This is a genomic window from Tenacibaculum sp. 190524A02b, from assembly GCF_964036645.1.
GTDB lineage: Bacteria > Bacteroidota > Bacteroidia > Flavobacteriales > Flavobacteriaceae > Polaribacter > Polaribacter vairaonense.
In genome coordinates this window covers 4,069,728-4,081,529 of record NZ_OZ038525.1, presented here as the reverse complement: position 1 = coordinate 4,081,529, position 11,802 = coordinate 4,069,728, and the positions used below count along the sequence as shown (strand labels likewise).

Sequence of the window (11,802 nt, the reverse complement as noted above, 5' to 3'; positions counted from 1 at the left end):
AATACTAGTGTTTACAAAGTGTAATATGGAATGATACCTAATACTTTCAAATATTATTTATTCTGCTATAATGAAAAAAGAAAAACTGACTACATTAATTATTAATGATTATCCTTTAGTTTGCGAAGTACATAAAAGTGCTTTTACAAGTATCAGTAAATCATGTAAAAAATATGTTCTTGAATGTATAACTACAAACTCTTGTAAAAATGCTATACAAATTATTAATTCTTTCTCTAGTAAGAATACCAAAAGTATAGACATAGCGTTTTTAGAATTAAAGCAAGATACAAGCAATTGTAACATAATACCTACTAGCGATGATCTTGCTTATTTTATAAGAAAAAAACATCCTGATTGTAAAATTATTATATCAACAACTGATGACAATAAGTACAAAATTCATAATATTTTTAAAAGTATTAATCCAGATGGATTACTTATAAAAAAAGATATTTCTTACGATGAATTTATCTATGCCATTAAAGAGGTTATAAATGACCCTCCATATTATAGTAAATCAGTACTCAAACTTTTAAGGAAAAAAGTATCATCAGAATTTTCATTAGATGAACTTGATAGAAAAATATTGTATGAACTATCACTTGGAGCTAAAGTTAAAGATATGCTAAATTACATCCCTTTATCTGTAGCTGCCATAGAAAAAAGAAAACGTCAATTAAAAAAGTTTTTTAACATTGAAGAAAAAGGGTATCGAAAACTTGTAGTAAAAGCCAAAGAAAATGGGTTTATTTAATACGAATTAAAAAAGTAAGGAAAAACATTACTTTTTTTATCAGAAAAAAATAATTACTTAAAATTTAATTATATATTTTTAACCAAAAACACGCTAAACATACTAAAATTGGAAAAATCATTAACTTACTTAGTAGAGCTATTGCTTAAAAAAAATAAAATTTCTTATGATAAAAAAGAGTTAAACTTTCAAATACAAAGTCATCCTTCTTACCCAAGCTTACATGCTATAACCGGGGTTTTAACTCACTTTAATATTGAAAATATTGCAGCAGACGTTCCTGTTAATACTGAAACTTTACAGCAACTTCCTAATTGTTTTCTTGCACAAATAATAACAGACCAAGGTAAGGATTTAGCTATCATAGAAAAAAAGAACAGTTTATATTTTGTTTCTAACTCTACTACCCAAAATAAAGAATATAAGGAAAAAGATTTTCTAAAAGTATTCACTGGTATCATTGTTGCTGTTGAAGAAAACAAGGACAACACCAATTCTACAAACCAGTCTAACTTTATCAAACCAATTACTATTTTTTCTATAGTAGTTCTTACTTCTTTTTTATTATTTAAAAGTTTTCCACAACTAACCACTGTACTACATTTAATTCTTTCAATTACTGGGGTAATTATTAGTGTTGCCATTCTAAAACAAGAACTTGGTTTAAAAACAACTATTGGAAATGCTTTTTGTTCTGGAACTGATAATAAAAAAGATTGTGATGCTGTTTTGAGCTCAAAAGGATCTGAAATAACTAAAAACTATAAACTTAGTGACTTAAGTGTATTATATTTTTCTTTGTTAAGTATTACAACATTTGTTCTAATAAAAGAACCTAGTATTCCTTATTCAATAGGTTTATTAGCCATTCCTATTACTTTCTATTCAATATATTATCAATACGCCATTATAAAAAAGTGGTGTTTACTTTGTTTAAGTATTGTTGGTATAATATGGGCACAAGCAATTATTCCTTTTATTAATCAACCACTTAATATTAACTTTTATTTAAATGACATTTTAATTTTTGGAATAATTTCTATGACTATATGGTTGGCTTGGCAATATATTAAACCCTTAGTTTCAGAAATAACTGAACTAAGAAAAGAAAAAATAGAAAGCATAAAATTTAAAAGAAACTTTGAATTGTTTAAATCTCTATTTGAAAAATCACCTCAGTTATACACTCAATTAAAAGATAGTAAGGAAATTATTTTTGGTAATCCTAATGCAAATTTGGAGTTACTAATTGTTACCAACCCTTTTTGCGGACATTGTAAGCCTGTTCATAACCACATTGATGAAATTTTACAACGTTACCATGATAATGTAAAAATTAAAATCAGATTTAATATTAACCCAGAGAATACTAATAGTGATGTTGTAAAAATAACCAGTAGGTTGTTGGAAATTTACAATAAAGAAGGAGCCGAAAAATGTTTACAAGCCATGAGTTCAATATATGGAGGGGAAAAACCAAATAATTGGTTAAAAACATGGGGAGAATCAACCCCAAAAGATATATATCTAGAAGAACTTTCTAAAGAGCAAGATTGGTGTAAGGAAAATGCTATTAATTTTACTCCTGAAATTTTAGTTAACGGAAAAGCCTTTCCTAAAGAGTATAATAGAACTGATTTAATATTCTTTATTGAAGATTTAGAAGAAATATACCAAGAACAAACCGAAACAGTATAATCATAAAAAAAGCTCCTAAAAGATAAGAGCTTTTAATAAACATATTCTCTCGCGAAGAATAGACACATAATGAGTATCCTTAAATGTTCGACGCAAAAGTAATCTTAATATTTTAATAATGAAAAATCAATTTTAAAACCCCAAAAAGCGAATCAATGGAGGAATTAACTATACTACTATACATATTTTGATTGTTATAGAAGTATGAAAATTAGCAAAAAATATATTATACTTGGAATCATGTATGAAAAGAGGACATTATAAAAACTTTGTAACAACTAACAATTAATTATAGAAGAGGAATAATTTTTCCTTTATACAATATAAATTAGACTTTGAAAAAATTCCCAAACTACAAACAAACTGAAGCTAAGGATTGTGGACCTACTTGTATTAAAATTATAGCAAAACACTATGGGAAAACCATTAATACACAACAATTACGCAATCTTAGTGAAACTACTAGAGAAGGAAGTAGTTTATTAGGATTAAGTGAAGCTGTAGAGTCTATAGGCTTTAAGTCACTTGGTATAAAACTGGCTTTTAACAAATTAAAAGAAGCCCCATTCCCATGCATTATTCATTGGAACAAAAACCATTATGTAGTTCTCTACAAAATAAAAAAAGATACCGTCTACATCTCTGATCCTGCTCATGGATTAATTACATTCTCTTCAAAAGAATTTATTCAGCACTGGATTGGTAATAATGCCGATGAAAATACCGAAGAGGGAATTGCTTTATTAATTGAACCAACTCCTAAATTTTATCAAGAAGAATTTGAAGAAGATGAAAAGTTTGGGTTTTCTTTTATTTTCAAGTATCTTTTTAAATACAAAAAATTTATAACCCAATTAATCATTGGGCTTCTCGCTGGAAGTATACTTCAACTTATCCTTCCATTCTTAACACAAAGTGTGGTAGATGTAGGTATAAAAAATCAAGATCTTAACTTTGTATACTTAATACTTTTTGCTCAATTATTTCTCTTTATTGGTAAAGCCTCTTTAGAAATTATAAGAAGTTGGATTCTACTTCATTTAAGTACTCGAATTAATATTTCATTAATTTCTGATTTTTTCATCAAACTTATGAAACTCCCTATTTCTTATTTTGATGTGAGAATGACTGGAGATTTATTACAAAGAATTAATGATCATAAACGCATTGAAAGGATTTTAACAACCTCATCATTATCTGTATTATTTTCTTTCTTTAACCTTATTATCTTTAGTATAGTACTTGCTTATTATAGTATTCAAATTTTTGGAGTTTTTGTTCTAGGTAGTATTTTATATTTTGGATGGGTGCTATTCTTCTTCAAAAAAAGAAAAGAACTAGACTATAAACGTTTCTCACAAATAAGTCAAGAACAAAGTAAAGTAATTGAACTTATTAATGGAATGCAAGAGATTAAACTCCATAATGCAGAAAGAAGAATGCGTTGGAACTGGGAATACGTTCAAGCAAGATTATTTAAAGTAGCTACTAAAAGTTTAGCTTTAGAACAAACACAAAGTGTTGGTTCCAATTTTATTAATGAACTTAAAAACATGTTCATTACTATTTTATCTGCGAAGCTAGTTATTGACGGACAAATAACCTTAGGTATGATGATGGCTATAAGCTACATTGTAGGACAATTAAATGGCCCTATAACCCAATTAATCAATTTTATGCGAGATATACAAGACGCTCAAATATCTCTTGATAGGCTAGGTGAAATCCATAACATGGAAGATGAAGAAAAACCTACTGATGAAAAAGTAACAAATATACCTGATAATGTTGCTATTAAACTTAACAATATTTCTTTTAGATATACAGGAGGTTTAGATCCTGTTTTAAAAGACCTGTCTCTTGAAATACCAGCAAACAAAACTACGGCTATTGTTGGTGTTAGTGGTAGTGGCAAAACTACTTTAATGAAACTTCTTTTAGGATTTTATCAGGTTGACAACGGAGATATTAATGTTGGTAAATTTAATCTTAGAAGTATTTCTCAGAAAGAATGGAGAAGAAACTGTGGTGTTGTTATGCAAGAAGGCTATATTTTTAATGACACTATTGCTAAAAATATTGCTGTAGGTGAAGATTATGTTGACACTAAAAAACTTGCTCATGCGGTTAATGTAGCTAATATTACCGATTACATTGATGGGCTTCCTTTAGGCTATAACACCAAAATTGGAAATGAAGGAAGTGGGTTAAGTACTGGTCAAAAACAACGTTTATTAATTGCTAGGTCTGTGTATAAAAATCCTAAGTTCTTATTTTTCGACGAAGCAACTAGTGCTTTAGACGCTAACAATGAAAAAGTAATAATGGAAAAGTTAAATACTTTTTTTACTAATAAAACTGCCGTAGTAATAGCACATAGATTAAGTACTGTTAAAAATGCGCATCAAATAGTAGTATTAGACAAAGGTAAAGTTATAGAAAAAGGAAATCATGAAGAGCTTATACGATTAAAAGGAAGCTACTATCACCTAGTTAAAAACCAATTAAATCTAGGTAAATAACACACAACATAAAAAGACATAAAGTACTTATGTCTAAAAATATTCTCTCGCAAGGAATAGACACAAACCTTGAGTGTCTCTAAATAGTTCAAGGCTTTAATAAACCAAACCATATTAAATTATTTTATTATGAAAAAATCAATTTTAAAGCTAGGTAAAATTTTAAACAAAACAGAACAAAAAACAATTAACGGAGGTAATGTAACTTGTTCTACAGGCCACCCTCCAATAATGACCTGTAGCGGTAATGTTTTATGGGCGTATTGTGGGCCTGGTGAAGTTACATATGTAAGAAGATGCTAAATATTGCTAATTATGAAAAATCAAATTTTAAACTTAGGAAAGCCTCTAAAAAAAGCAGAGCTAAAACAAATTACTGGTGGTAAAATTTATAGATGTAATACCAACCCTGATTGTCCTTATGCTCCTAACGGATGTTGTGTTGGTCATGGAGCTAACTGTAGAGTTACAGATCATAATGGATCCAATTGGTGCTCTTTAGTTTATATAAGAGATTAAACAATATTATAGTTAACATGAAAAAATCAATTTTAAAACTAGGGAAGGCCTTAAATAAGGAAGATCTTAAAATTATTAACGGACAAGGTAACTCTTGTCGTAGATATTTTGATTGTAGCTTATACAGTAGATGTTGCTGGCAAAACGGTACTGGAATCTGTATTCCAAATGATATGTGGGAATATGGATGTACAGGCTAATATACCAGATTTATCAATTTATATTTAATAAATTTTAAAAACTTTAATGGAAGAGAGAAATAATAATTCTATTTTTCTCTTCTTTAAATTAAAAAGTAAATGCCACAAAATAATAGAGACATTGAAATAAGAAGTGAAGAAGTACAAGAAATATTAACACATGTTCCCAATTGGATGATTCGTTGGGGTAATACACTATTATTATTACTAATAGTTATGCTGTTATTTATCTCTTGGTTTGTAAAGTACCCTGATGTTATAGCTACTGAAGTTATGATTACAACTCCTTCTCCTCCTGAAAAAATCTATGCTAAATCTTCTGGTCAATTTGAAGTTTTTTTAGCCTCAGACGGTAAAGATGTTACTAAAAATCAAACGTTAGCCATTATTGAAAATAGCTCATCTTACAAAGATGTATTACTTTTAAAAAGTATTACTGATACTATTGAAATACATCAAGAAAACTTCTCCTTCCCCATAGAAAAATTACCTCCTCTAATCTTGGGAGATATTACTTCTAGTTTTGCTCAATTTGAAAACGATTATTCTGAATATGTTTTAAATAAGAAACTTACCCCTTATAAATCTGAAACTTTTGCAAATAAAATGTCAGTTATTGAAGCTAAAGGAAGATTACAAATACTATTAGCTCAAAAGCAACTAAATAAAAAAGAATTAGCCTTTAAAAAAACTGACTTAGAAAGAAGTAGAAAAATGTTTCAACAAGGCGTTATTTCTGCTAAAGAAAAAGAACTTAAAGAGATTGAGCTACTACAAGCAAAACGTAGTTATAAAAGCGTAGAAAACTCTATTTCTCAAATAAGAGAGTTGATTAATAATTCTTCTAAAAACTTAGAAGGCACCTCTATTAAAAAAACACAAAATGATATTCGTTTGGAAAAGAAAGCAAAACAATCCTTTCTATATCTAAAAAAAGCTATTAAAGACTGGGAAAAACAATATGCTCTAGTATCTTCAATTGATGGAAAAATAGCATTTTTATCATTTTGGAATGAAAATCAAACAGTTAAAACGGGAGATTTAATTTTTACAGTTATACCTCAAAAAAGCAATTCATTTATAGGGAAAATTAAAGCACCAGCGGCTAACTCTGGTAAAATAAAAGTTGGTCAAAAAGCGCAAATAAAGTTATTAAATTATCCTTCTGATGAATTTGGTGAATTAAACGGAGTTGTGAAATCTATTTCTTTGCTTCCTGATCAAGAAGGGAATTACCTTATAGATGTTAATCTTCCTAAAAATTTAAAAACAACTTATGGAAAAGTAATTGACTTTAAACAAGAAATGACTGGTACCGCTGATATTGTTACAGAGGACTTGCGATTGATAGAACGTTTTTTCTATCAACTTAAAAATATAATTAAATAAAAAATTCTTTCGCGAAGAATAGACATAAACCTTGAGTGTCTTTAAATGATCAAGGATTTAATAAATAGTTAAATTCATAAAAAATGAAAAAATCAATTTTAAATTTAGGAAAAGCTTTAGGAAAAATAGAGCAAAAAGAAATTAACGGAGGTGGGTCTTGTTCGGTTAGGGTAGCGACTTATGATAATAATGGGAAATATTTATACTCAACTTATTATTCATGTAAGAGTTATAATGCTAGTTTAGCTCAACAATAAATAAAGTTATCTCTTGAATACTATTTATTCAAGGATTTAATAAATAATTAAATTCATGAATAAATGAAAAAATCAATTTTAAAATTAGGAGAAGCTTTAGACAAAAAAGAGCAAAAAGAAATTAGTGGAGGAGGAAAACCATCAACTAGACATTGTAGGTATTACTGTAATGGTACTACTCAAACTTTAGCTCCAGGACAAGGACCTGATTGTTATCTATATCTTCCTTACCTAATCACAAATTCACTTAAATGTGGTGGTGCAGGTAATGAAGATGGAGGTGATTGGGCATAACATTAAATTTCTGAATAAACATCATTTATAGTAATATAAATATTGTGTAAGGCAAACGGTTGTTTGCCTTATTTTTTTGCTTTAACTTTACACTTGTAAAACAAAAAAATTAACCATTTAAAAATTAAATAATTATGGCCTTTGAATTACCAGAATTAGGATACGCTTATGATGCTTTAGAACCAAATATAGATGCTAGAACTATGGAAATCCACCATAGTAAACACCACAATGGATATACTACCAAATTAAATGCTGCCATTGAAGGTACTGATTTAGCTGATAAATCAATTGAAGATATCTTAACAAATTTAGATATGAATAATGGGGCGGTAAGAAATAACGGAGGAGGTTTCTACAATCACTCTTTATTTTGGACAGTTATGAATCCTGAAGATAGAGGTTATTTGTCTGGTGAACTAAAAGATGCTATCGAAGCAGAATTTGGTTCTAAAGAAGCTTTTATTGACGCTTTTTCTAAAGCTGCAGCTACACAATTTGGTTCAGGATGGGCTTGGTTATGTGTACACAAAGGAGGTAAAGTAGAAGTATGTTCTACTCCAAACCAAGACAATCCTTTAATGCCAGGAGTTACTTGTGGAGGAACCCCTATTTTAGGTTTAGATGTTTGGGAACATGCTTATTATTTAAACTATCAAAATCGTCGTCCTGATTATATTGAAGCTTTCTTTAAAGTTATCAACTGGAACGAAGTTGAAAGAAGATATGCTGAAGCTAAATAAATAAAAAAGAGGTTGTTTTAAAACAACCTCTTTTTTTTATCTAATATTATTTATTTTATTTGTTTTGACAATTGCTTGTTCATTTTTCCAATCAATCCACTTTTGACCTTTTATTCTTCTCATTAAATTATCAATAGTACGCATGATAAAAACATTGTAAACAGCTTTTCCTAAATTCTTAGGGTTTCTTGCAATTGCTCTTAAACTCATTGAAAATCCAGGCGTAATATAACGCATATAATGCCAATATCCTTCTGGCATATACAAAACATTACCGTGCTCTAATTCTGCAACATGCCCTTTAGCATTTTTCAATGCTGGCCACTTTTCAAAATCAGGGTTATTAAAATCAATATCTTCCCTTGTTATTAAAGAATGAGGTATTTTGTATAAAAATTTATTCTGCTTTTGATCAAATAGAATACACTTCTTCTTTCCTTCAAAATGAAAGTGGAAAATATTTGCTAAATCAATATCATAATGCATAAATGTATACGAATCCCTACCTCCAAAAAATAACATTGGTAATCCTTTCATCAGTTTTAAGCCAAAATCAGGAAAACTAAAGTCTTTTTGTAATTGAGGTACTTCCTTTAAAATATTCCAAAGGAATATTCTAAATTTTGTAGGCTCTCTTTTTAATAGATCAACATACTCACTCATTTTCATGGTAGCATGCGGTTCATTAAAACCATCTTTATAATCAACAGGTCTATCATCATATAAAGGAACCGTTTTATCTCCAGCTACTTCTTTCATATACTCTAATGACCATTTAGAATACGCAGGCCAATCTTCAATAAAACGTTCTATAACCACTGGTTTTTGTGGTTTGAAATAATGTTTGATAAAGTCTTCTTTGGTTATGGTTTCAACTCTATCTATTTGTTGCAATTGTAATCCCATACATCCAATTTTTTGCGAGGATCAAAGTTAAGAAAATGTTATGAAGTATTTTTTAAAAAATGCTTCAATTTAAAAAACACCCATTACAAACCAGTAATAAGTGTTTTATATTTTTAATTTAAAAGTTTATTGCTTACGCAATTCTAATGCTTCTTTCTTTTTTAGTTCGTTTCTTTCAATCTTATGCTCAGGTCTTGTCCATTTAGGTTTTTCACCTAATGCCTCATACTCTGAATCTTTAGCTTCTACTGTTTGCGGCTGTACCTTTTTTGTAAATGGCTTTTGAGGTTTTAACCCTAGCATTTCAAACATCTTCATATCTTCACTTACATCAGGATTTGGAGTAGTTAACAACTTATCTCCTGCAAAAATAGAGTTTGCTCCTGCAAAGAAACACATTGCTTGTCCTTCTCTACTCATTTGTGTTCTTCCTGCACTTAAACGTACTTGCGTTTCAGGTAAAACAATACGTGTAGTAGCTACCATTCTAATCATTTCCCATATTTCAACTGGCTTCTCATCTTCTAAAGGTGTTCCTTCAACAGCAACTAAAGCATTTATAGGTGTAGATTCTGGTTGTGGATCTAATGTTGAAAGTGCCACTAACATTCCTGCTCTATCTTCAACAGATTCACCCATACCTATAATTCCACCAGAACAAACAGTAACATTGGTTTTACGAACGTTATCAATTGTTTCTAAACGATCTTCAAAACCACGTGTAGAGATAACTTCTTTATAATATTCTTCAGAAGAATCTAAATTATGATTATAAGCATATAAACCTGCTTCAGCTAAACGTTTTGCTTGATTTTCAGTAACCATTCCTAATGTACAACAAACTTCCATATCTAGTTTGTTTATAGTTCGGACCATTTCTAATACTTGATCAAATTCAGGCCCATCTTTTACGTTTCTCCAAGCAGCTCCCATACATACCCTAGAACTACCTCCTGACTTTGCTCTTAATGCTTGAGCCTTTACTTGCTGTACAGTCATTAAATCATTTCCATCTACATTGGTATGATAACGAGCAGCTTGCGGACAATACCCACAGTCTTCTGAACAACCTCCAGTTTTTATAGATAATAACGTAGATACTTGTACTACATTAGGATCGTGACTTTTTCTATGTATTGTTGCTGCTTCATATAGCAGCTCCATTAAAGGTTTATTATATATCGCTAAGATTTCCTCTTTCGTCCAATTATGTCTTACTTCGCTCATAAACTTAGGTTTACTAGTTAGTCATTTGAAGAATCAAATGTACATAATAATATGTAATATGTATTATTTTTTACTTAATAAAACGGATACAGCGTTTCCTCCAAAACCTACTGCATTTACTAAAACTTTGCTTATTTGTTTAGGCTCTGATTGTTTAGCTACAAAAGGAACATGCACAACCTCTTGATTTTTTAGCATTAAAATGGCTAATTCTAAACTCAATAAACCCGAAGTAGCAAAAGTATGTCCTAACTTCCACTTGTTAGTTGTTAAGAATGGTTGATGACTTCCAAATACTTTTTTTATAGCATTTATTTCTGAAAGATCTCCTTTTATTGTGCCTGGTGCATGCATTACAATAGCATCTACTTCCTCTACGTTTACATCTGACAAAGCCATTTTCATTGATTTTTGAAAACACTCTGCATCTGAAGAAATAGATATGTTATGTTTTAATATTTCTGTTGCATATCCTACCCCTTCAATTAAAGCTAAAGCATTTTCTTGAATTCCTTTTTCTAAACAAACTACCGAAGCTCCTTCTCCAACAACCATCGTATTACTTTGTTTGTCTAAATCTAACGCTTTACAAGGGTATTTATCTTGATTTCTAGCATATACTTTTAACGCTTGCATTTGCGCTATTGTAAAATCGGTTAAAGCGGCTTCGCTTCCACCAACTAAAAACTTCTCACTCATTCCTGATTGTACCCAAGCAACTCCATTAAGAAGAGAATGCAACCCTGTTGAACAAGTTATGGAGTGAGAAATTTCTGGCCCATTCGTTTGTAAATCATGTGCTATCCATGAAGAAATATTTCCAAGTGTAGTTGTAGGTGAGCTTAGAGTTGATGATTTCCCTGTTTGTAAAAATTCTTTATGGTATTTTTCAAATAAAGAAGTAGCTCCACGTGAAGAACCAATATTAATACCAAAATCATCAAAAGAATTCCAACCAGCTTCTTTTACTGCTCTTCTAGCACAAAACAACGTATATAACACAGAAGCATCTAATTCTTTATACCGTGCATCAGAATTTCTTATCTCTTCTATTTTTAAATTATCTTTTGCTGTTATTTGAGCTACCCAAGCCTCAAACTCAGAAAACTTTTTTACACTTAAAAAGTGGTTGTCATTTTTATAGTTATCCCAAACCTCATTCAACAAACTTCCTATCGCTGATATTGATGCTATGGAAGTTATGGATATTTTTTTCTTCAAAACCTAAAAATTTCAGCAAAAATATAACTTCTTATGCTTTTAAACTCTTAAATAGTATAACTGTTTTTC

The 11,802-nt window shown here is 29.7% G+C and carries 13 protein-coding genes; 10 read left to right on the top strand and 3 right to left on the bottom strand.

The genetic code is table 11. From position 1 onward, the window contains the following. The first annotated feature begins 70 nt into the window (after positions 1-70). The 10 genes from ABNT65_RS16355 (at position 71) to ABNT65_RS16310 (ending at position 8,379) form a co-directional block, all read left to right on the top strand. Positions 71-757, top strand: coding sequence for a DNA-binding response regulator (locus ABNT65_RS16355; protein ID WP_348705398.1), 687 nt, complete (start codon positions 71-73; stop codon positions 755-757). 108 nt (positions 758-865) lie between these two features. Next, positions 866-2,455 (top strand): vitamin K epoxide reductase family protein, encoded by a 1,590-nt coding sequence (locus tag ABNT65_RS16350; protein WP_348746321.1) that lies wholly within the window; start codon positions 866-868, stop codon positions 2,453-2,455. Positions 2,456-2,790: 335 nt separating this feature from the next. Next, entirely contained in the window at positions 2,791-4,977 is a 2,187-nt protein-coding gene (locus ABNT65_RS16345) for a peptidase domain-containing ABC transporter (RefSeq protein WP_348705394.1), read from the top strand. 129 nt (positions 4,978-5,106) lie between these two features. Beyond that, the gene (locus tag ABNT65_RS16340) at positions 5,107-5,280 is read left to right on the top strand and encodes a hypothetical protein (RefSeq protein ID WP_348705393.1); all 174 of its coding nucleotides are present in this window, start codon (positions 5,107-5,109) and stop codon (positions 5,278-5,280) included. 12 nt (positions 5,281-5,292) lie between these two features. Beyond that, positions 5,293-5,496 carry a hypothetical protein gene (locus ABNT65_RS16335; RefSeq protein ID WP_348746320.1) on the top strand — a complete coding sequence of 68 codons (204 nt, stop codon included), beginning with the start codon at positions 5,293-5,295 and terminating at the stop codon, positions 5,494-5,496. Between the two features lie 17 nt (positions 5,497-5,513). After that, positions 5,514-5,696 carry a hypothetical protein gene (locus tag ABNT65_RS16330; RefSeq protein WP_348705389.1) on the top strand — a complete coding sequence of 61 codons (183 nt, stop codon included), beginning with the start codon at positions 5,514-5,516 and terminating at the stop codon, positions 5,694-5,696. Positions 5,697-5,795: 99 nt separating this feature from the next. Next, positions 5,796-7,085, top strand: a complete 1,290-nt coding sequence (locus ABNT65_RS16325) for an HlyD family secretion protein (protein ID WP_348705387.1) — start codon at positions 5,796-5,798, stop codon at positions 7,083-7,085. Positions 7,086-7,168: 83 nt separating this feature from the next. Further along, complete coding sequence (locus tag ABNT65_RS16320) at positions 7,169-7,342, top strand: hypothetical protein (RefSeq protein ID WP_348705385.1); 174 nt, start codon at positions 7,169-7,171, stop codon at positions 7,340-7,342. Positions 7,343-7,405: 63 nt separating this feature from the next. Continuing rightward, positions 7,406-7,636, top strand: a complete 231-nt coding sequence (locus ABNT65_RS16315; RefSeq protein ID WP_348705384.1) for a hypothetical protein — start codon at positions 7,406-7,408, stop codon at positions 7,634-7,636. A gap of 134 nt (positions 7,637-7,770) precedes the next feature. Beyond that, on the top strand, positions 7,771-8,379 hold the full coding sequence (locus ABNT65_RS16310) for a superoxide dismutase (protein ID WP_348705382.1): 609 nt from the start codon (positions 7,771-7,773) through the stop codon (positions 8,377-8,379). Positions 8,380-8,415: 36 nt separating this feature from the next. On the opposite strand, the gene ABNT65_RS16305 is transcribed toward ABNT65_RS16310, so the two are convergent. The 3 genes from ABNT65_RS16305 to ABNT65_RS16295 form a co-directional block, all read right to left on the bottom strand. Then, entirely contained in the window at positions 8,416-9,285 is an 870-nt protein-coding gene (locus tag ABNT65_RS16305; protein ID WP_348746319.1) for a cupin-like domain-containing protein, read from the bottom strand. A gap of 126 nt (positions 9,286-9,411) precedes the next feature. Then, a complete protein-coding gene (gene bioB, locus ABNT65_RS16300) occupies positions 9,412-10,512 on the bottom strand; it encodes a biotin synthase BioB (RefSeq protein WP_348705379.1) in 1,101 nt (366 codons plus the stop codon). Positions 10,513-10,575: 63 nt separating this feature from the next. Further along, a complete protein-coding gene (locus ABNT65_RS16295; protein ID WP_348746318.1) occupies positions 10,576-11,733 on the bottom strand; it encodes a beta-ketoacyl synthase N-terminal-like domain-containing protein in 1,158 nt (385 codons plus the stop codon). Between the last annotated feature and the right edge of the window lie 69 nt (positions 11,734-11,802).